Origin of the sequence: Bacillus fonticola (assembly GCF_012955605.1) — a bacterium.
In the GTDB taxonomy this organism is placed as follows: Bacteria; Bacillota; Bacilli; order Bacillales; family JC228; genus Bacillus_CG; species Bacillus_CG fonticola.
The window spans coordinates 1,787,551-1,808,380 of the sequence record NZ_CP052135.1 but is presented as its reverse complement, the minus strand read 5'-3'; the positions used below and the strand labels follow the sequence as shown (position 1 = coordinate 1,808,380).

General features: G+C 45.2%; 18 protein-coding genes. 16 read left to right on the top strand and 2 right to left on the bottom strand.

Annotated elements, in window-relative coordinates:
- Positions 1-64: 64 nt before the first annotated feature.
- The 4 genes from asnS (at position 65) to HHK01_RS08805 (ending at position 3,317) form a co-directional block, all read left to right on the top strand.
- A complete protein-coding gene (gene asnS / locus HHK01_RS08820) occupies positions 65-1,348 on the top strand; it encodes an asparagine--tRNA ligase (protein WP_407646954.1) in 1,284 nt (427 codons plus the stop codon).
- A 95-nt stretch (positions 1,349-1,443) separates the two neighbouring features.
- Positions 1,444-2,151 carry a DnaD domain-containing protein gene (locus HHK01_RS08815; protein WP_170007442.1) on the top strand — a complete coding sequence of 236 codons (708 nt, stop codon included), beginning with the start codon at positions 1,444-1,446 and terminating at the stop codon, positions 2,149-2,151.
- 12 nt (positions 2,152-2,163) lie between these two features.
- The gene (nth, locus tag HHK01_RS08810) at positions 2,164-2,829 is read left to right on the top strand and encodes an endonuclease III (protein ID WP_170007441.1); all 666 of its coding nucleotides are present in this window, start codon (positions 2,164-2,166) and stop codon (positions 2,827-2,829) included.
- Positions 2,826-3,317: a YpoC family protein gene (locus HHK01_RS08805; protein ID WP_170007440.1), complete on the top strand. Its 492-nt coding sequence runs from the start codon at positions 2,826-2,828 to the stop codon at positions 3,315-3,317. Before nth ends, HHK01_RS08805 begins: the two co-directional genes overlap by 4 nt.
- Before the next feature lie 65 nt (positions 3,318-3,382).
- Here HHK01_RS08805 and HHK01_RS08800 read toward each other — a convergent pair whose 3' ends face one another.
- Positions 3,383-6,025 carry a transglycosylase domain-containing protein gene (locus HHK01_RS08800; RefSeq protein ID WP_170007439.1) on the bottom strand — a complete coding sequence of 881 codons (2,643 nt, stop codon included), beginning with the start codon at positions 6,023-6,025 and terminating at the stop codon, positions 3,383-3,385.
- Between the two features lie 46 nt (positions 6,026-6,071).
- The gene (gene recU, locus HHK01_RS08795) at positions 6,072-6,677 is read right to left on the bottom strand and encodes a Holliday junction resolvase RecU (protein WP_170007438.1); all 606 of its coding nucleotides are present in this window, start codon (positions 6,675-6,677) and stop codon (positions 6,072-6,074) included.
- Between the two features lie 79 nt (positions 6,678-6,756).
- Here recU and HHK01_RS08790 point away from each other — a divergent pair, with 79 nt between their 5' ends.
- The 12 genes from HHK01_RS08790 (at position 6,757) to topA (ending at position 20,284) form a co-directional block, all read left to right on the top strand.
- Positions 6,757-7,758, top strand: a complete 1,002-nt coding sequence (locus tag HHK01_RS08790) for a DUF2515 family protein (protein WP_170007437.1) — start codon at positions 6,757-6,759, stop codon at positions 7,756-7,758.
- A gap of 320 nt (positions 7,759-8,078) precedes the next feature.
- Positions 8,079-8,330: a hypothetical protein gene (locus HHK01_RS08785; RefSeq protein WP_170007436.1), complete on the top strand. Its 252-nt coding sequence runs from the start codon at positions 8,079-8,081 to the stop codon at positions 8,328-8,330.
- A gap of 36 nt (positions 8,331-8,366) precedes the next feature.
- A complete protein-coding gene (locus tag HHK01_RS08780; protein ID WP_170007435.1) occupies positions 8,367-8,732 on the top strand; it encodes a DUF1798 family protein in 366 nt (121 codons plus the stop codon).
- 90 nt (positions 8,733-8,822) lie between these two features.
- Entirely contained in the window at positions 8,823-9,431 is a 609-nt protein-coding gene (locus tag HHK01_RS08775; protein WP_170007434.1) for a YppG family protein, read from the top strand.
- Between the two features lie 97 nt (positions 9,432-9,528).
- Complete coding sequence (locus HHK01_RS08770) at positions 9,529-10,605, top strand: hypothetical protein (protein WP_170007433.1); 1,077 nt, start codon at positions 9,529-9,531, stop codon at positions 10,603-10,605.
- A 94-nt stretch (positions 10,606-10,699) separates the two neighbouring features.
- Positions 10,700-11,488 carry a ribonuclease HII gene (locus HHK01_RS08765; RefSeq protein WP_170007432.1) on the top strand — a complete coding sequence of 263 codons (789 nt, stop codon included), beginning with the start codon at positions 10,700-10,702 and terminating at the stop codon, positions 11,486-11,488.
- Between the two features lie 84 nt (positions 11,489-11,572).
- On the top strand, positions 11,573-13,348 hold the full coding sequence (locus tag HHK01_RS08760) for a hypothetical protein (protein WP_170007431.1): 1,776 nt from the start codon (positions 11,573-11,575) through the stop codon (positions 13,346-13,348).
- Positions 13,345-13,617, top strand: a complete 273-nt coding sequence (locus tag HHK01_RS08755; RefSeq protein WP_170007430.1) for an EscU/YscU/HrcU family type III secretion system export apparatus switch protein — start codon at positions 13,345-13,347, stop codon at positions 13,615-13,617. Before HHK01_RS08760 ends, HHK01_RS08755 begins: the two co-directional genes overlap by 4 nt.
- 274 nt (positions 13,618-13,891) lie before the next feature.
- Positions 13,892-15,052 (top strand): ADP-forming succinate--CoA ligase subunit beta, encoded by a 1,161-nt coding sequence (sucC, locus tag HHK01_RS08750; protein WP_170007429.1) that lies wholly within the window; start codon positions 13,892-13,894, stop codon positions 15,050-15,052.
- A gap of 153 nt (positions 15,053-15,205) precedes the next feature.
- Positions 15,206-16,108 (top strand): succinate--CoA ligase subunit alpha, encoded by a 903-nt coding sequence (gene sucD / locus HHK01_RS08745; RefSeq protein WP_170007428.1) that lies wholly within the window; start codon positions 15,206-15,208, stop codon positions 16,106-16,108.
- A gap of 1,053 nt (positions 16,109-17,161) precedes the next feature.
- Positions 17,162-17,956, top strand: coding sequence for a DNA-processing protein DprA (dprA, locus tag HHK01_RS08740; protein ID WP_228027528.1), 795 nt, complete (start codon positions 17,162-17,164; stop codon positions 17,954-17,956).
- 258 nt (positions 17,957-18,214) lie between these two features.
- Positions 18,215-20,284 (top strand): type I DNA topoisomerase, encoded by a 2,070-nt coding sequence (gene topA / locus HHK01_RS08735; RefSeq protein WP_170007426.1) that lies wholly within the window; start codon positions 18,215-18,217, stop codon positions 20,282-20,284.
- Positions 20,285-20,830: the final 546 nt, after the last annotated feature.

Genomic DNA, 20,830 nt, shown 5'->3' with positions numbered 1-20,830 from the left:
AATATGGACACAAATCTAGTATAACGATGTAGCAAAAGTTGGAGGGACAAATTTCGTGAAAACGATGATTCAAGATGTGCATCAGCACGTAGGAGAAGAAGTGAAAATCGGTGCTTGGCTGGCCAACAAACGCTCAAGTGGGAAAATTGCCTTTTTACAGCTTCGTGACGGTTCTGGATTTATGCAAGGAGTTGTCGTGAAAAACGAAGTAGACGAAGAAGTATTCCGATTAGCAAAATCGATTACGCAAGAAACATCCATGTATGTAACAGGTGTTGTGCAAGAGGATACGCGCTCACCACTTGGCTATGAGTTGGTCGTCAAGAGCATCCAAGTGTTAAGTGAAGCAACGGATTACCCAATCACCCCTAAAGAACACGGAACAGAATTTCTTATGGACCACCGTCACTTATGGTTGCGCTCAAAGCGTCAACATGCAGTGATGAAGATCCGAAATGAAATTATTCGTGCAACCTATGAGTTTTTTAACCGAGAAGGCTTTGTTAAGGTCGATCCCCCAATTTTAACAGGAAGTGCTCCAGAAGGAACGACAGAGCTTTTCCATACAAAATACTTTGAAGAGGACGCGTACTTGTCACAAAGCGGCCAGCTCTATATGGAAGCAGCTGCTATGGCACTCGGAAAAGTGTTTTCATTTGGTCCAACCTTCCGTGCAGAGAAGTCGAAAACGCGCCGTCACCTTATTGAATTTTGGATGATTGAACCAGAAATGGCGTTTACAGAGCATGAAGAAAGCTTAGAAGTTCAAGAAAAATACGTTTCATATGTCGTGCAATCAGCGCTAAAAAACTGTACAATTGAATTACAAACGCTTGGACGCGACACTGCGAAATTAGAACAGGTGAAAGCACCGTTTCCTCGTATTACGTATGACGATGCACTTACCTTCTTACAAGAAAAAGGATTCGATGATGTGAAGTGGGGAGATGATTTGGGTGCCCCACATGAAACAGCGATTGCTGAGCATTATGACAAGCCTGTGTTTATTACCCATTATCCGACCTCTTTAAAACCGTTTTATATGCAACCACATCCAGATCGAGATGATGTTGTGTTGTGTGCGGATTTAATTGCTCCTGAAGGATACGGAGAAATCGTTGGTGGTTCGGAGCGGATTCACGATGCCGCCTTGCTCGCGCAGCGAATCGAAGAGCATCAGTTGCCTAGAGATGCGTATCAATGGTACGAGCAGTTACGTCAATACGGAAGTGTACCGCATGCTGGGTTCGGTCTTGGTTTGGAACGGACTGTTGCCTGGATTAGTGGAGTAGAGCACGTACGGGAAACGATTCCGTTCCCACGCTTACTCAACCGTTTATACCCATAAGTTCCCTCAAGAGACTCTTAGGCCATCCCGAACCTTGGGCATGGTCTTTTGTATGGGATGGTGGTATGTGAAAGGCGAGAAAGGAGAGGGATCCTATGAACGAAACCGTTTTTATTCGGACGATGGAACAAGGCTCTACTAATGTGGCAGGTATGTTGTTGCCACACTATGCGTCATTAGGCATAACAGAGCAAGAAATGATGATCGTCTTTCACATAGAAGCGTTCCAAAAAGAAGGGGTGACTTTTCCGACACCTGAACAGTTTGCTGGTCGAATGTCGCTTACCGAGCAAGCAATCGTTGGGGCTCTTAGATCTCTCCTCCAAAGAGAAGTTGTGCAAATACTGGAAAGTGAGTCTGAGGAAGGAATTCGCTCAGAAGCCTTTTCCCTTACTCCTGTCTGGAAGAAGCTATACCATCATTTAAACAAAGAAGAGAAGAAAGCGAATAGAGGTACACGTCAAGATGAAGAGGCAGCTTTGTATCGTACGTTTGAAGAAGAATTCGCGAGACCGCTTTCTCCGATGGAAACAGAAACCCTTTCGATGTGGTTAGATCATGACGCGTATGATCCTCCGCTTATTCGTCAGGCATTAAAAGAGGCCGTTCTTAGTGGGAAAATGCATTTTCGCTATATCGACCGCATCTTATTTGACTGGCAAAAGCAAGGCGTTCGTACAGTTCAACAAGCCCAAGCGAAAGGGCGTCAAGTTCGCATGCAAGCGCGCCGTCCTACTTCGTCTACACAATCAGAACAACCAAAATCCAAAAACGTGCCCTTGTATAATTGGCTCGAGCAATAAAGGAGTCGTCGCATGCTGAATTTAGCTCAAGTTCGTGTCTGTTTAGACGAAATGGAGTCGATGTTCCCTGATGCGCACTGTGAACTACATTATCGCGATCCGTTTGATTTAGTGATTGCGGTATTGTTAAGTGCGCAATGTACGGATGTACTTGTCAATAAGGTGACGACAAACCTTTTTAAAAAATATAGCACACCCCAAGACTATCTATCTGTAGAACTCGAGGAACTACAAGAAGATATTCGATCGATCGGATTATATCGAAACAAAGCAAAAAACATCCAAAAATTGTGTCGCATGTTGATTGATGAACACAACGGTGAAGTCCCGCAAACGAGAGAAGCACTGGAGGCACTACCAGGTGTCGGTAGAAAAACGGCTAATGTTGTGCTAAGCGTTGCATTTAACATTCCTGCGATTGCCGTAGACACGCATGTAGAGCGCGTAAGCAAACGGTTAGGCATTTGTCGTTGGAAAGATTCTGTTTTGGAAGTAGAGAAAACGCTCATGCGCAAAGTACCGGAAGATGAGTGGGGAGATACACACCATAGGCTGATTTTCTTTGGGCGTTACCACTGTAAGGCACAGCGCCCACAGTGTGAGAAGTGCCCACTTCTTTCGCTTTGTCGTGAAGGGCAAAAGCGGACACGAAAAGGAGTAAAGGGGAAGGGAGCATGAATCGAGTACACGTTCCTCATTCACTGCAGCATCCCACCTTACTTCCTATGAGGGAGTGGGAGATAGGGGAGAACGAAGGACAAGATGTAGATAGTGAAATGTTGTTTTACAACGGAAAAACACCATCCGATCCTTGGCCATGGGAAACTCCCTTTGAAAAGCTCCCGACTGTTTTTGAAGCTTTTCGAAGTGAACAGTTTATATTGAAAGAAGCATTGAGCGCGCGTTCGGTAGACAAGGGAAAGTTAATCCGCGCGTATCGACAATTATGGATAGCGATTTTTTGGTTGAACGAAGAACCGGTTACGTTTCATAATTGGGAAGAGAAAGTAACTGGATTTGTGATAAAGCCATTAAACGCAAAAGAACGATTGCAATTTTGTGCGTTACGTCCACAGCACGTCCACGCCTTCGCCCAAGCAACACAGCTTATGAAAGAACTTGAAAAAATAATGTATCGAACAAAGACGATGAATAACCGCAAGTGATAAGAAAAAGCCCTCACCAAGTATAAGTTGGTCAGGGCTTTTTCTTCTAGGTGGAGTGGGGGGATTTACGGTGAACCGTTCTCACCACCGCTGTCACCCCCACCGGAGCCTTCATCGTTGTTCCCACCACTATCGCCGGAACCATTGCCTCCGTTGTTATTCCCATTCCCATTTCCGCTACCGGTGCCGTCTCCAGAACCATCGTTGTTTCCGCCTGAGTTTTCGTCACCGGAATCTTCGTCGCCACTTCCATCGTTTTGAGGATCGTCATTTTCTGGGTCTCTGTCTCCTCCTTCACCTGGTAGGTCAATGATGTCACCGATTCCCTCATCTTCCTCATCTTCAGGTGCTGCTGGAACCACGATCTCTACAGATTCTGGGTCACTCGCTTCATCTCCAACGTTGGCAATGACTTCAAATGAATACGCTGTATCTAGGAATACTTCCTCGAGAACGAGTGTCGTTTCTTCTAAGGTTGTTAACGGCTCAAATTCTTCATCATTTAAAGAAATATTGATGTCGAATGTCACCCGTGTGTCTTCGCTATCACGTGAGTACTCCCAATTTAAGGTAATCGTATTGTCTTTTTCATTGTAATTAGCAGTTAACCCTTGTACCGGATCTACTCGATCGAATTTCTCAGATACTTCTGTTGGTTCTGTGCCTTTAATAAATAGTTCAGTTACAATTTGATCGTCAGGTGTAAAATCAGACGGTAAACGTGCCGGATCTGAACCTCTTTCAACAGCAACCTCCACAACAGAACTAGGCTTTTTAAAATCAGCTACTTGCATACCTTCGTGAACTTGTTGCATTAATTGTTGATAGATTTTGCGTGCAATTTGTTGCGGTGCGCCCGCAGGGATACCTATTGAGCGATCTTGATAGCCGGTCCAAATGGCTGCTGTGTACTCAGTAGAGTAGCCAGCCATCCATGAGTCAGGGACAGAGCCGTCATTCCGATCGTCGTAATTGGTCGTTCCTGTTTTTCCCGCCATCGGGACGCCACTAATGCCATAGGCAGATGCAGTCCCATAAGAGAACACATCTTTCAGAATATCTGTCACCATATAAGCTGTGGATTCGTTCATGACAACTTTTGGTTTAGGTGCTACATCAATTTCTGTTTCCTCATCACGTAACACAATTTTTCTCACGGTATGAGGCTCCGTATAAACCCCATTGTTTCCGAATGCGCTGTACGCACCAGCTAATTGAAGAGTGTTTACTCCTGAATTAAAACCACCAATTGCGTACGGTTCACCAAATTGTTCGTCCAATGGGATGCCGAGGTTTTCCCCGAATTCACGAATGCGATCTGCGCCGACTTCTTGGAAGGTTTGGACAGCAACTGTATTTTTCGATAGGGCAAGTGCGCGTCGAACTGACATTTGTCCATCGAAGCTATCATTCCAGTTGTTTACTGAATCTCCCCATGAATATTCAGTAGGGCCGTCAACCATTTGCTTATGTGTAGACCACTGTAAATACTCAAATGCAGGTCCATAATCAAGTATTGGCTTAATCGTCGAGCCTGGTTGACGTATTTCATCGACTGCAAAGTTCCAGCCTCGATTAGTAGTTTGGTTTCTACCTCCACCAATAGCACGTACCTCACCAGTGGCTGTGTCTAATAAGGTAATCCCCGCTTGGAAATTTTCATCAGGATACCCAATATTCTCTGAAGCGAGAATTTCATCTACGGTGTTTTGTGCGTCTGTATCTAGCGTCGTGTAAATGTTAAGTCCGTCAGTGAAGATGTCATACTCTCCCAGAGCTTCGACTTCTTCAATAACAAGGTCAACAAAAGCATCATAAGGGGTGTCTTCTGGTGCGCGCTGTTCCTCTGGTAAAATCATATCGACTATTGGAACTGCTTTTGCTTCCTCTGCTTCCGCTTCCGTAATCTTTTCCTCTCTTACCATCGCGTTAAGTACAGTGTCACGGCGTTCTTTTGCAGCCTCGGGATTTTTGAAAGGATCATACACGTTTGGAAGCTGTGGTATCCCTGCTAAAAGAGCGGCCTGTGGTAAGCTAACTTCTTGAATTGGTACCCCGTAATAATATTGTGACGCTGTAGCGATTCCATTAATGTTACCGCCCATTAAGTTTTTGTTGACGTACATTTCGAATATTTCTTCCTTTTCATATTCTTGCTCCAGTTGGATGGCGAGCCACGCTTCTTGAGCTTTGCGTTTTAATGTTTTGTCTTGCGTTAGAAAGGATTGTTTAATGACTTGCTGTGTAATCGTACTTGCTCCTTCAGATCCAAATCCTTCGGTAATATTGGCGATGACCGCACCACCAAGTCGAATAGGATCAAAGCCCATATGTTCGTAAAATCGCGCATCTTCTATAGAGATAACAGCATCTTTTACTATTTGTGGAATTTCATCATAGGGTACGAAGTCTCGACGCTCACTACCAAGCACGCGAATTACGTTTCCTTCGTTATCATAAATTTTGGATGAAAGTGGATCTTTTAACATTTCAGGGTCTAAAGAAGGAGCACTACTGGCGTAATAAGCGAAAAGTCCAGCACCTCCTAATAAACCGAGTACCCCAATAATGGCAAAGATTAAAACCACACGCTTCACCCACTGGATAGCACTCGTTTTTTTACTGTCTTGCTTTTTCTTTCCACTAGAAGAAGGCTTTTGTTGTTTCGCTTTTCTACGTTCTTCCCGTGATCCGTAGCCTTCAGCCATAGTCCATAACCTACCTTTCTTCCGCCTTGCGCTGAAAATGAGTCAGCTATGACGGGCTATGTAGCTCATCAACAATTTTAATGTAGTCCACCCGAGGAGATAAGCCGAGAGGGATTTTGTAACCATCTCGTTCGACCTCTTCTTTTTTCATTGATTTTCTACCACCGGCCACCATTCGTTCCCAATATGTGATGACCACATACCCTGGCATATAATAGACCTCATCAGTGGCAGTGAAACGAAGGATGAAAAAGCACACCCCGCTTTGGTGAAGGACTTGCTTCATGTGACCAATCTGATGTTCGTGAATATTGGCAAGGGGAAATGCCGTTTTCCCAGTCGTTTCTTTCGCCTCAAAGTCTAGGTAGAGGCCCTTGTATACCCCATTATAGTCTGTAGTGGATGGTTGTCGAAAGTACGCTTCTTTAATCACCGCCGCACTTCGTTTTGGATAATCGACTGATACCACTTGAATAGGGGTCGGTTTCTTGTGAACGATGGCAATCCCATGTTCCCTATAATAATGGTTCGTGGCGTTTAAGTCATCTTCGAGGGTCTTTCCTCGATTTCCGTAACGGTGTGTAGACTCCCTTTGTTTTGGAGTAGATAAAGATCCTTTATACGGCTTCCCGTTCGGATAACGAATAGACATAAGGCTCCCCCTAACTTTAAGGACTGTGCATAAAAGAGCTCTCCTTTTCTTACGCTAAGCTGTAAGGAGCGCTGAACATATGAATAAACAACGCGTGCAACATCTTATTTCCAGCATACATCTGAAAACAGCCCGTGCCAACTTGGACAATATTTCGAGAACAAAGGCCTACCAAGCATTCTACAACAAATACCGAGAAATTCCATGGTCTTTTCTGGCCTCGATGGTTTCGCGAAACGCAGGCTGGTCCATGACTGATTTACAGGCACCAGAGGTTATCTCTTTTTTACCTGCAAAGTTGAGAAGGAACCTATTTCTCGTGTATGAACGTGCGAATTGGCTAATATTTCAAGATGCATACCCTCAATTGCTACTCTACCACTATTCGACGAAATGGGGAGTACCTTTGTTTCAGCTTCTGTCACAATTTCGTGTCTCTACATTTATGGAAGAAGAGTGGAGGCGCTTTTGGAGAGAAGGAAATCAAAGACGATTACTTTACGCACAAATCGTCAACGAACAACTTCTGATTCAACAACCAGTCTTGCACCATGCTAAAAAGGAGGTGTTTGGAACGCTTCCTTTTTTTATGGAAGACCATCTCCATTACAGTTTGGTTGTGTTTCCTACAACAGAAGGGAAACTATACGGCACTAGTGTATCAAAGTTTACGGATCCAAATGAACGGATTCAATTAGGTAAACGATTATGTTCTATTTTATTTCATGATAACTGGGCGAAGGAATTTGTCAATTTTGCATCCCGAACAGAACCTACAGGGTCGAGATACGAATATGAGCAATATCTTCCAATAGAGGAGCGACGTCATCAAACCTCTCAACTATTGAGAGCTTGCTACCCTGTCGTTCATCACCATATTCTCGAGCCACGCCTTGTGCAATGGGAAGGTTACTCGAAGCCACCGAAAGATTGGGCAACTCCACCGCAATGGAAAGAGAACCCGCACATCACCCACTGGTCGAGAGCAAAGTGGGCAGAGTCCCGTATGTGGATGGCTGCAAAAGAGGCTGTATTAGAGCGAAGGCGTCAGAAGAAAAACGATCATCTGCACGAACAATGACAGACGATCGTTTTTCTTTTACGTTGACGGTTTATTTGGACCATCCAATTTCGGGTTATTTTTTGGAGCCCGAGAAGCGGTTTTGTTTTGTTCCTTTTGTATTTTTTGTTGCTTCGAATCGTTTGAACGCATGCCTCGATCACCTCCGTCCTTTTCATATAGTGTGGCAAGAGAGAACTGTTTTTACGCACGCTGTCGAATTGTCGTAGATGTTTTAAAATCTTTGACGGATTTCTTCTAGTTTTGTCAAGAGGAAAGGAGGCTTCGGTTACATCTCGAATACTTGGAGTACAACGAAAACGGAAAAGGGGTTGGAAAGAATGCAAACACCGACACTCGTGAACAAAGAAGAATGCTTACAACAACTTTCAAAATTAGCTGCTTCTATTGATGCTGTTGAGGAATTGATGACATCCCGCCTGCAAGAAGAGGAACAAGGTCTCCAAGAAGTGCGAGCGACGATACGCGGTTTGCAGTTAGAGCTTACACAAATCGAACGACATACTAGCGAAGAGTCACCAACTGGAACCATGATTACAGGTCGGGAACCACTTCTTCTTGAATTTAGTTAATCATCTCTCTTACAATGAGTGTAAGGGGGCGGAAAAGTGTCAGAAGAACTGAAACATACAACTAGGCAACTAATAGAACTACTTGATCGCGTGGAAGTGCATAGAAAACGTGCCTTGAGTCGAGGAGAAACGGCTGATTTTGAAACGGAAATACGTCCTTTCACAATGGAAGTATTAGATGTACTTGAAAGGTGGAAGCTACTCGCAACACAATGGATAGAGGAAAAACGCCCTAAAACCTTTCACGTCATGCAAATTGAACAAACAATAGAAAATATGCACAGACTATCTTTACTAGGCTTTGATCCGAAAGCAAGCGCTTTAAAATTCCAACAACACGTTGAATCGACAAGATACAACTTTACCCGATTTCTTACCTTAGTTGAGGAAACTGAAAAATAGGCATGAACGTGATAGGCGCTCGTAGGACAACCGGGCGAATGTCACGTCTTTTTTTTACCTGCATATTGTAACAATGAGGAGGGAAGGAAGATGCAATATACAGGGCGACCATCTACTCGTGTCACGGGAGTTTCTGGCGGACGAAATAGTACACCATCACAATATCCTTACGGGGCCACCCATCCATTTCATCAAATTCAAACTCCGTATCAAGCTGTCCAAGGTCATCCTTCCTGGAATAACGGAGGACAAATGGGAAACCCATACGGATCTGCACAACCAGTCTTTCAACCTATGCCAGCTAATGCAATGCAAGGGCAATGGAATCAGCAATATCCTATGCAACAGCAAGCGCAATGGAATCAGCAATATCCTATGCAACAGCAAGCGCACTATCAAACGACACCTTATGCACCAAACGAAGGCTTGTACCAAAACCCGCTCTCATCAAAAAAATCAACTCACAATCAGCCACCGCCACAACAACAGCCATCCCCTTACCTGCACCCATACCCACCTTACAACCAACCCCAGCAAGCAAACAAGGGAGGCGGTAAAGGCGGATTGATGAGCTCATTTAAAAACCAAGAAGGAACTGTGGACTTCAACAAGATGATGGACACGGCAGGTCAGATGATGAACGCGATGAACCAAGTTTCGGGCATGGTGAAGGGCTTAGGCGGGATGTTTAAAGTGTAAAAAGATTTCACACGAGGCGAGCCAGGCACTGCTCGCGTGCTCCGATCAAGTACAAATTTAAAAATACACACAGACCCCAATAAAGAAGCAATCGGCAATGACCGATTGCTTCCATTCGAAAAACACCCCCGCACGCAATCAGAACGAGCGCACCCCACCCCGGCGCCCTGAAGAGCCAGCACGCCAAAGCAACCTATCCAGACTAAATTCAACACCGCGGTCAGGAGGATATATCCGCGATCAGGAGAATATATCCGCGGTCAGGAGGATATATCCGCGGTCAGGAGGATATATCCGCGATCAGGAGAATATATCCGCGGTCAGAGCGATATATCCGCGGTCAGGAGAATATATCCGCGATCAGAGCGATATATCCGCGATCAGAGCGATATATCCGCGATCAGGAGAATATATCCGCGGTCAGGAGAATATATCCGCGATCAGAGCGATATATCCGCGATCAGGAGGATATATCCGCGATCAGGAGGATATATCCGCGATCAGGAGGATATATCCGCGGTCAGGAGGATATATCCGCGATCAGAGCGATATATCCGCGGTCAGGAGAATATATCCGCGGTCAGGAGAATATATCCGCGATCAGGAGGATATATCCGCGATCAGGAGAATATATCCGCGATCAGAGCGATATATCCGCGATCAGGAGAATATATCCGCGGTCAGGAGGATATATCCGCGGTCAGGAGGATATATCCGCGGTCAGAGCGATATATCCGCGGTCAGGAGGATATATCCGCGATCAGAGCGATATATCCGCGATCAGGAGAATATATCCGCGGTCAGAGCGATATATCCGCGATCAGGAGGATATATCCGCGGTCAGGAGGATATATCCGCGATCAGAGCGATATATCCGCGATCAGGAGGATATATCCGCGATCAGGAGGATATATCCGCGGTCAGGAGGATATATCCGCGATCAGGAGGATATATCCGCGGTCAGGAGGATATATCCGCGATCAAGAGGATATATCCGCGATCAAGAGAATATATCCGCGGTCAGAGGAATATATCCGCGATCATCCCTCAACCCCCTTCCGCAAACAGATCTATCCCCTTTAAAAACCCCACCTCCATTTCCCAATCTTTCCTTAGAAAATTTTTCGAAACTCCACACAATACTGTCTATCAAACTGTTATAGTATGTACCTAGTTACATATAGTTTGGATTGTTAATTCTCCTTCGCATTCCCATTAACATTCAAACCATTTTGACGATACATAGAGTACACGTATGGAGTGACAGGATGAATTCGATTCGAACGATACAACAATGGAAACAAATATTCCAAGAAATGAAAACGATGGAAGACGACAGATACGCGGAAGCTGTACAAGATCCGCGCAAAGGGGTGCAACAGCTCCTCCGACAGTGGCAAAAACAGCAAGAAAAAGAGCAACGTTTGCATGAACGGTGGCTCGAAATGAACACGTATGAACGGGCTATCCGGAAAAAAGGTGCCACGTATATCGCAGGTGTGGATGAAGCAGGTAGAGGTCCGATTGCCGGTCCTGTCGTCACTGCTGCCGTTATGTTGCGAGAAGATGCGTATTTGCCAGGTGTGGATGATTCAAAGGCCATCACCGCCCACATGCGTGATTACTACTATGAACGTATTCTAGAGCAAGCGATCTGTACTGCCATTGAGGTTGTGCCAACAACAGTCATTGATGAGATTAATATTTATGAAGCGACGAAACAAGGGATGAAGCAGGCGATTGAGTCCTTATCACCGACACCTCAGATCGCCTTGATTGATGCAGTACCCTTGCAACTCGAGGCAGTACAAACAGAGTCCATTATAAAAGGTGATGCCAAAAGTGTAACGATCGCCGCAGCCTCTATTTTGGCTAAAGTTACAAGAGATCGATATATGGCGTCTCTACACGAACAATATCCGCAATACGGCTTTGCCTCCCATAAAGGCTATGGGACAAAGGAGCATGTAGAAGCGTTAGATCGTTACGGCGTGATTCACGAGCATCGCCGCTCATTTCAACCCGTAAAAACGAGAGAACAGATGACACTTCTGTAACAAATACGAGCAGCACAAGAACGAACAAAAGGGTACGTGCTTGGTGAAATAACATAGAAAGCAGACAAAATGGAGGCGTGTTGCATGAAGCCCGTACACTTTTTTACTAAACCTCAAGAAGAACGTCCCCAGCCACAGCTTCGCGAAGGGCAAATGGTGTACGGTCGCCTCACCAACATGAGTAAAACCGGAAAAATCACGGTATCGATCGGACAAACACAGATGAGCATGCGCGTAGAAGGGCAAGTGGCACTCCAAGAAGGCGCCTGGTTTGAAGTGGCGCGTGATGAGGACGGCTTATTTTTGCGTTTGGCGAACTGGACAGGTGCTTCTTCAAATGGCAATAGAGTTGATTTTAGTCGTTTAATAGAATCATGGCAACTTCCCAATACGGCTTTTACGCAGCAGTTCCTTCAGCTTGTCAAGCAAATGGGGGCGCCCCTTGATCGACAAACCGCACAAGAGATCACCCAGCTGGCCAAGCAAAACGAGGGAGCGGCTAAACTTGCGCTTCAATGGATGATTCGATCCAATACAGGAACTACTGTCGAACCTTTCCGTGTCTTGACAGCATTTTTTGCTAACAAACCCGTTGTGAGCCAGCAGATGGCCGAGTTAACAACCTTGCTCACCCATTTAGATAAACCGATACAAAATCGGGCGGGGCACGCGTCTTTCCTACAATCTTTGCAAACGCCCATTCCGCAAAAAATTGTACGCTCTCTCCTCACTTCCCTAGTTACTAGTCTATTTCAAGTGGAAACGGCATCGGGGGCACAGATGAGTGTGCCGACTACACAGGCTTGGTCTGCACTTTTGCATGTGACAGATGGGAAACAAGGACAGCAAACAGTCTTATCCAGAGAACAGGCCGTCCAGCACTACGGACAACGAGTGCAATCAGGCATTCGATCAAGTAGTTTATTCCAACTTTCCTTTGCTACGGACTGGTATTTGGCGATGGAACGAATGGATCGAGGGCAAACAACGCAAAGCATACAAACGATGCAAAAATGGATGGACACACCACCACAGACAAAGCAGTCACTAGTTGAGCAAGGAATTCAAGTGTTGTTACAACAAATCGACAGTCACCCAAACCGGGAAGCATTGACAGAAGCCTTTGTTCGTCTTCTGTTTCCGTCAACAACTGCTGCAGGGCCGCGTATTCAGCAATGGTCCGACCAATTCATTAAAACGGGAGAAATGCGTCTGTCTCATTCCGAGGAGGCGCTATCGATGAAGGAGTTTTTTACAAACCAAATCAAGCAAGAACTGACGGGGCGTATTCAACAAATGGGGTACGATATAGAGACGCAATTTGCCAAGAGTGATACACGTGGTGAGCTTGCTACCGTAAAGGCACTCCTTTATCAATTGATTTCCGATCTTACAAAATCAGATCAGGAACCTTTTCAGCAACAACTTAATACACTTCATGCCCAAAAGTTATTAGCTCACGAGGCGGGACCCCTGTTGCAATTTTTCACTGCTTTTCCGTTCCCTTTTCACGAGGCCTTGCATGACGTCGAGATGTATTGGCAAGGAAAGAAAACAGAGGATGACACGATCGATCCTGATCACTGTCGCTTATGGTTTCATCTTCATCTGGAACAGTTACAGGAGGTCGTTGTCGATGTCCGTATTCAAAAGAAAGTCCTCAATATAACCGTATTTCACGATGAGGCACGCTTGTCTTCCATCGCAGCTCCGTATATCGACGCCTTACAAAAAGGAATTGAAAAGGCAGGCTTCTATTTTTCTGGAGTGCGTTTCCAAGGGATCACAGAGAAAACAACCGATACTTGGGATGAGCGCTTTTTTGGAGTAGAAGATTTGCAACTGGATGTGAAAATATGAGTAAAGAACGACGAAGGCAAGCTGTGGCGCTACAATACGACGGCGACGACGCCCCTAAAGTTGTGGCAAAAGGAAAAGGGATACAAGCGGAAACCATTCTAGAAAAGGCGGCCGCTGCAGGCGTTCCAATTCACGAGGATCAGAACTTAGTAGAGTTACTAGGTCAAATGGAAGTAGAGCAAATGATTCCAGAGGAACTATACGAAGTGGTCGCAGAGGTATTTGCTTTTCTTTATAAAATTGATAGAGAAAAAGCAAGTCGTGGGTAATTTTAAAAATCGGCGGAGCGCGTTATTCCAGTTTTATGAGCGTTAACGTCGGGATAAGAGCGTTATTCCGATTATATGAGCGTTAACCTCGGGATAAGAGCGTTATTCTGATTATATGAGCGTTAATCCCGGGATAAACAAAAATGACATGTAGCGAATCTCTCAACTTACTTTACGCGTGAGATCAACATCCCCCGTTTTAAACGGTTGCCAATTCCGAGTGTCTTTATTACAATAAAAGATGGTTTCATAGAAGAAGTTAGGAGGATGGGACATGAATATCCATGAGTACCAAGGAAAAGAACTCCTTAGAAACTATGGAGTGAGCGTTCCTAACGGGTATGTCGCATTCACAGCTGACGAAGCGGTGGAAGCAGCAGAGAAGCTCGGATCGAACGTAACAGTTGTAAAAGCGCAAATTCACGCAGGTGGACGCGGTAAAGCTGGTGGCGTTAAAATTGCAAAATCATCAGATGATGTCCGTACATATGCAAACGAATTACTGGGAAAAACGTTGGTGACACACCAAACGGGTCCACAAGGGAAAGAAGTAAAGCGCTTACTTATAGAAGAAGGTTGCGACATTCAGAAGGAGTACTATATCGGGCTTGTTCTCGACCGAGCGACCAGTCGGGTAGTGCTCATGGCATCTGAAGAAGGCGGAACTGAAATTGAAGAAGTGGCAGAAGCGACTCCAGAAAAGATCTTCAAAGAAGTAATCGATCCTGTTGTTGGCTTAACAGGATTCCAAGCACGTCGTATCGCGTTTAACATCAATATCCCGAAAGAATTAGTAGGGCAAGCGGTGAAATTCATGCTTGGCCTGTATCAAGTATTCGTGGATAAGGATTGCTCTATTGCCGAAATCAACCCACTTGTTACAACTGGCGATGGGAAAGTAATGGCACTTGATGCTAAACTAAACTTTGATTCGAACGCACTTTTCCGTCATAAAGACGTCGTAGAATATCGCGACTTAGACGAAGAAGACGCAAAAGAAATTGAAGCATCTAAATACGACCTTAGCTACATTTCCCTCGATGGAAATATCGGCTGTATGGTAAATGGTGCTGGACTCGCGATGGCAACGATGGACATCATCAAGCACTACGGCGGCGATCCGGCGAACTTCCTTGACGTTGGGGGCGGCGCGACAGCTGAAAAAGTAACGGAAGCGTTCAAGATCATCTTAAGTGATCAAAACGTTAAAGGAATCTTCGTGAACATTTTTGGTGGCATCATGAAATGTGACATCATCGCTACAGGTGTCGTTGAGGCGGCAAAACAAGTTGAGTTGAAAGTGCCACTTGTCGTACGTCTTGAAGGAACAAACGTAGAACTTGGTAAGAAAATATTAAGCGAATCTGGTCTGAACATCATCGCGGCTGAATCAATGGCAGATGGTGCAGAAAAAATCGTAGCTAACGTGGGATGAAAAGCGGAGGGCGTTTGCACAGGGGAACCCACTCGTCTGTGAACCGGAGCGAAAGTTGTTTTTCAGACTTTCTCGGAGGGGCACAAACGACGTGCACTCCCCTAACGCCCGCAGCTAGACCAATTGAAAATACTGAAAGGTAGGGGAACCGTTGTGAGTGTCATGGTGAATAAAGACACAAAAGTTATTGTCCAAGGGATTACCGGGGCAACTGCACTTTTCCATACGAAACAAATGTTAGAGTACGGAACTCAAATCGTCGCTGGTGTAACACCTGGAAAAGGTGGTACAGAAGTAGAAGGCGTACCAGTTTTTAACACGGTAGAAGACGCTGTAAAAGCTACGGGCGCTAACGCGAGTGTTATTTACGTACCAGCCCCATTTGCTGCTGATGCGATTTTAGAAGCAGTAGATGCGGAATTAGATATCGCAATTTGTATCACTGAGCACATTCCAGTTTTGGATATGGCAAAAGTGAAGCGTTATATGGAAGGCAAGAAAACACGTCTTGTTGGACCGAACTGCCCTGGTGTTATCACGCCAGATGAATGCAAAATCGGCATCATGCCAGGATACATCCATACAAAAGGACATGTTGGTGTCGTCAGCCGTTCTGGAACGTTAACGTACGAAGCGGTACATCAACTAACTGAAGCTGGTGTTGGACAGTCAACAGCCGTCGGAATTGGCGGAGACCCTGTTAACGGAACAGATTTCATCGATTGCTTACAAGCGTTCAATGAAGATCCAGAAACGAAAGCGGTTATCATGATCGGTGAAATTGGTGGAACTGCTGAAGAAGAAGCGGCTGAATGGGTAAAAGCTAACATGACGAAACCCGTTGTCGGCTTCATCGGTGGACGTACAGCACCTCCAGGAAAACGCATGGGCCACGCTGGTGCAATTATTTCTGGCGGAAAAGGTACAGCTGACGAGAAAATCCGTGTCATGAACGAGTGCGGTATCCCAGTTGCTGAAACGCCATCAGTGATCGGAGAAACACTCATCGCTACTTTGAAAGAAAAAGGCTTATACGAAGAGTGTAAGACTCACTAAGTTTTACGGACGAAGAGAGTGGATGATTGTGCCCGCTCTCTTTGTTTTTGTATTTCAGGATTTTACAGAAAGTGGAGTATATTCAGCGCAATTTGAGAGCATATGAAGACTTGGGGAATGACACTCAGGCTGTGGAGATTTATATGCGGGCATAGAAGCACGATACGCAGACTCAGCGAGAAATACGCAGACTCGGCAGGAAATACGCAGACTCAGCGAGGAATACGCAGACTCAGCAAGAAATACGCAGACTCAGCGAGGAATACGCAGACTCAGCAAGAAATACGCAGACTCAGCAAGAAATACGCAGACTCAGCGAGAAATACGCAGACTCGGCAGGAAATACGCAGACTCAGCGAGGAATACGCAGACTCAGCGAGGAATACGCAGACTCAGCAGGGAATACGCAGACTCAGCAAGAAATACGCAGACTCAGCGAGAAATACGCAGACTCAGCGAGGAATACGCAGGCTCGGCGAGGAATACGCAGACTCAGCAGGGAATACGCAGACTCAGCAAGAAATACGCAGACTCAGCGAGAAATACGCAGACTCAGCGAGGAATACGCAGACTCAGCAGGGAATACGCAGACTCAGCGAGAAATACGCAGACTCGGCAGGGAATACGCAGACTCAGCGAGGAATACGCAGACTCAGCAAGAAATACGCAGACTCAGCGAGAAATACGCAGACTCAGCGAGGAATACGCAGACTCGGCGAGGAATACGCAGACTCAGAACGAAATGCCCACGTTCAGCCCACAGCCCAATTGAGAAAGTGAGTAATTAGGAGCAAAGGAAATCTACCTGCAACTCTATCATCGTAGTATGTATCACTTGCCAGTTTAATTTATTTGGTATTAGAATAAGAGTTGAGAGCATTAGAAAAGGCAACTACCACTCAAGATAGTGCTTCTATCTATACTGTTCCTCACGCAAACTCTATCTTCTTTACCTCCTACTAAATCCACACATATGGAAAGGGCGATTCCTACTTGAACACGACACCCGAAACTATTCGTGAGAGACTGTTATTCCTCCACAGTCTACCATCGATGACACACCGTCTCCTTACAAAACTGATCACGTTTGACTCGACTTTGCAAATGCCATTCGAAACTAATTCGACAGTACCTCACCATGTGCAAAGAGAGCTACAAACTATTTTGCAAACGTCAAATTGGTATACATCACTTTCACTTCACACATGTACTCCCGTTACGATCCTGGACGATAACTACCCGCCACAGCTTCGCCACATCCCTAACCCACCATTCGTACTCTACACAAAAGGCGATCTCACTCTTTTTTTGCAACCTTTACTTGCGGTCATCGGCACACGTCAGCCCACTTCATACGGAGAGCAAGTATGCAAAACGCTTGTGCCACCTATTGTCGAACAAAAGGTTGTCATCGTGAGTGGCGGAGCGTATGGAATTGATCGTGCGAGTCACGAAACGGCAATAGCAGCAGGAGGAAAAACCGTGGCCGTATTAGGTTCTGGTTTTCAGCACCTTTATCCAAAAGTCCATCGCCCTCTCTTTCAAAAAATCGCCACCGATCACTTACTTGTAAGTGAGTACCCACCGCAGACACCGCCAAAGCGTTGGAACTTTCCGGCGAGAAATCGAATTGTAAGTGGATTGTCACAAGCAATCTGTATAATAGAAGCAAAGCGACACAGCGGGACATTTTCCACCGTTGAGCACGCTCTCCATCAAGGACGAGACGTGTTTGTTGTACCGGGTTCCATTTTTTCAGCAGCATCGGTAGGCCCTTTAGAATTACTTGCAGAAGGGGCGCAACCAGTAGTGAACAAAGAGACGCTTTTGGAATACTTTTGTAGATAAGAAGAGGAGTGCAGTTTGCAAAACAGGAGAAGATGGTATACATTACGCAAAAGAGTGTAGTGCAAAACGAATAATCGCCAACAATACTTCCTGCGTTGACAAATCATTCATTCTGTCTTTATGATGGAGGAAGTTTTGGGAAGAATGTAGAAACACGGTAAATAAAGAAGGATTTTCTTTTTATATCACGAAAAAGTTATGGACTGTGCGTCCTGTATAGTTGAATCTAGAGAAACACCTCTAAGGAGGACATCACGTATGTCAGATTATCTCGTCATCGTAGAGTCGCCAGCAAAGGCTAAAACGATCGAACGATATTTAGGAAAAAAATATAAAGTAAAAGCATCTATGGGACATGTTCGCGACTTGCCGAAAAGTCAAATGGGCGTGGACGTTGAAAAAGACTTTGAACCAAAATACATTACAATTCGTGGAAAAGGTCCTGTATTAAAAGAGCTGAAGACGGCTGCTAAAAAAGCTAAACGCGTTTATCTCGCGGCTGACCCCGACAGAGAAGGGGAAGCGATTGCGTGGCACTTAGCACATAGCTTAGATGTCGACACAACATCCGATTGTCGTGTCGTCTTCAACGAAATTACGAAAGAAGCGATTAAAGAGTCTTTCAAGAACCCACGCTCCATTAATAAGGATCTTGTCGATGCGCAACAAGCAAGACGGATATTGGATAGACTCGTCGGATATAACATTAGCCCTTTACTATGGAAGAAAGTGAAAAAGGGATTAAGCGCAGGACGTGTTCAATCTGTTGCACTCCGTCTCGTGATTGATCGAGAGAACGAAGTTAAGAAATTTATACCGGAAGAATACTGGACGATTGAAGGAGACTTCGTCAAAGGCAAGCAAACGTTCCAAGCGAGGTTTCATGGTTTGAATGGCAAAAAAGCGGCTCTCTCTACAGAAGAAGACGTGAAAAATGTGCTGTCAAAGCTTAAAGGTGACAAATTTGAAATTGCTAACGTAACGAAAAAAGAACGTCGTCGCAATCCAGCACCACCGTTTACGACGTCTTCTTTACAACAGGAAGCAGCACGAAAATTAAATTTCCGTGCCAAAAAAACAATGATGCTCGCCCAGCAGCTCTATGAAGGGATTGAAGTAGGTTCCTCTGGCACGACGGGTCTCATTACTTACATGCGTACAGACTCCACACGTGTCTCACCTGTTGCCCAGACGGAAGCTTCTGAGTACATTACAAATGAATACGGAAAAGAATACACTGGAAAATCGTCTGCTCCGCAAAAACAAAAGGGTCAAGATGCCCACGAAGCAATTCGCCCAACGAGCACGCTTCGTGAACCAAGTACGATTAAAGCGCACGTATCTCGTGATCAATTTCGTTTGTATAAGCTCATTTGGGAACGTTTTGTCGCCAGCCAAATGGCTTCAGCAATTTTGGATACGGTAGCCATTGATTTGCAAAATGGTCCTGTTACGTTCCGCGCGAACGGCTCCCAAGTGAAGTTTCCAGGGTTTATGAAGCTGTACGTAGAAGGAAACGACGATGGGAAAGAAGAAAAAGAAAACCGCTTGCCTGAATTGAAAAATGGCGATGTCGTGAAAAAGCAAGCGCTAGAAGACAAGCAACACTTCACACAACCGCCTCCACGTTACACAGAAGCTCGCCTTGTGAAGACGTTAGAGGAGCTTGGTATCGGGAGACCTTCCACCTACGCACCAACGTTAGACACGATCCAACGTCGTGGCTACGTTGGGCTAGACAACAAACGCTTCATCCCAACGGAACTTGGTGAGATTGTTTTGCAATTGATTGTAGACTTTTTCCCAGAGATTCTTGATGTGGAGTTTACGGCTTACATGGAGAAAAACTTGGATGAAGTAGAATCGGGAAACGTCGATTGGGTGAAGATCATTGACGCGTTTTACAAAACGTTTGAGAAAAGCCTCGAAAAAGCAGAACAAGAGATGGAACAGGTAGAAATTCGGGATGAACCAGCTGGAGAGGATTGTGAGAAATGCTCATCTCCAATGGTTATTAAAATGGGTAGATACGGGAAATTTATGGCGTGTAGCAACTTCCCAGATTGTCGAAATACAAAACCGATCGTGAAAGAAGTTGGCGTGACGTGTCCGAAGTGTGAAAAAGGACAAATTGTTGAGAGAAAAAGTAAAAAGCGACGCATTTTTTACGGATGTGATCGCTACCCTGAATGCGATTTCCTCTCGTGGGACTTGCCACTAAACAGACCTTGTCCAAAATGTGAAGGGTTGCTCGTTGAAAAGAAATTGAAAAAAGGGAAACAAATTCAATGTGTTTCTTGCGATTATAAAGAAGAAAAACAGAGCTAGTCCGGAATCGGATATGAAGTGATGGAACGGAAATCCGCGTTTAGGCTGGAAATATATGCCTTTAGGGTGGAGATATCCGAGCTTAGGGTGGAAATCTCCGCGTTTAGGGTGGAGATATCCGAGCTTAGGGTCAGGATCCGCGCTCAGGGTCAAAATTCCGCGTTTAGGCCGAGAAATCCTTGCTTAGGACCAGATATCCAGATATCCGCGCTCAGGCCCGAATCTCCGTATTCGCTGCTCCATTAGTTTCCATTCGCCCTATTGCTGTGCTCCCGAATCTTGTTAGGGGCACAGCAATAGGGAAACACCGCAGAAAAAAGTGTAGTCCTTCCTTACCATTCCACTCAAAAAAGTTTTCCCATCACTACCCCGTCAAAACATTCACAAAGTCTTTGCTTTCTTTCCCAAATACTCTCGTGTAAAATGCTAAGCATACTGGGGTTTCAAAATGGTTGACACATGGTCGAAGTCTATTGACAACTCATAAAGCAACTTTCTAATAAACGCGTCATCCGGAAAATACGTAACTGTACGAACAAAAGGAGG

Coding starts and splice junctions, on each gene's coding strand:
- asnS (WP_407646954.1), top strand. CDS start 65: ATGATTCAAGATGTGCATCAGCACGTAGGAGAAGAAGTGAAAATCGGT.
- HHK01_RS08815 (WP_170007442.1), top strand. CDS start 1,444: ATGAACGAAACCGTTTTTATTCGGACGATGGAACAAGGCTCTACTAAT.
- nth (WP_170007441.1), top strand. CDS start 2,164: ATGCTGAATTTAGCTCAAGTTCGTGTCTGTTTAGACGAAATGGAGTCG.
- HHK01_RS08805 (WP_170007440.1), top strand. CDS start 2,826: ATGAATCGAGTACACGTTCCTCATTCACTGCAGCATCCCACCTTACTT.
- HHK01_RS08800 (WP_170007439.1), bottom strand. CDS start 6,025: ATGGCTGAAGGCTACGGATCACGGGAAGAACGTAGAAAAGCGAAACAA.
- recU (WP_170007438.1), bottom strand. CDS start 6,677: ATGTCTATTCGTTATCCGAACGGGAAGCCGTATAAAGGATCTTTATCT.
- HHK01_RS08790 (WP_170007437.1), top strand. CDS start 6,757: ATGAATAAACAACGCGTGCAACATCTTATTTCCAGCATACATCTGAAA.
- HHK01_RS08785 (WP_170007436.1), top strand. CDS start 8,079: ATGCAAACACCGACACTCGTGAACAAAGAAGAATGCTTACAACAACTT.
- HHK01_RS08775 (WP_170007434.1), top strand. CDS start 8,823: ATGCAATATACAGGGCGACCATCTACTCGTGTCACGGGAGTTTCTGGC.
- HHK01_RS08770 (WP_170007433.1), top strand. CDS start 9,529: ATGACCGATTGCTTCCATTCGAAAAACACCCCCGCACGCAATCAGAAC.
- HHK01_RS08765 (WP_170007432.1), top strand. CDS start 10,700: ATGAATTCGATTCGAACGATACAACAATGGAAACAAATATTCCAAGAA.
- HHK01_RS08760 (WP_170007431.1), top strand. CDS start 11,573: ATGAAGCCCGTACACTTTTTTACTAAACCTCAAGAAGAACGTCCCCAG.
- HHK01_RS08755 (WP_170007430.1), top strand. CDS start 13,345: ATGAGTAAAGAACGACGAAGGCAAGCTGTGGCGCTACAATACGACGGC.
- sucC (WP_170007429.1), top strand. CDS start 13,892: ATGAATATCCATGAGTACCAAGGAAAAGAACTCCTTAGAAACTATGGA.
- dprA (WP_228027528.1), top strand. CDS start 17,162: ATGACACACCGTCTCCTTACAAAACTGATCACGTTTGACTCGACTTTG.
- topA (WP_170007426.1), top strand. CDS start 18,215: ATGTCAGATTATCTCGTCATCGTAGAGTCGCCAGCAAAGGCTAAAACG.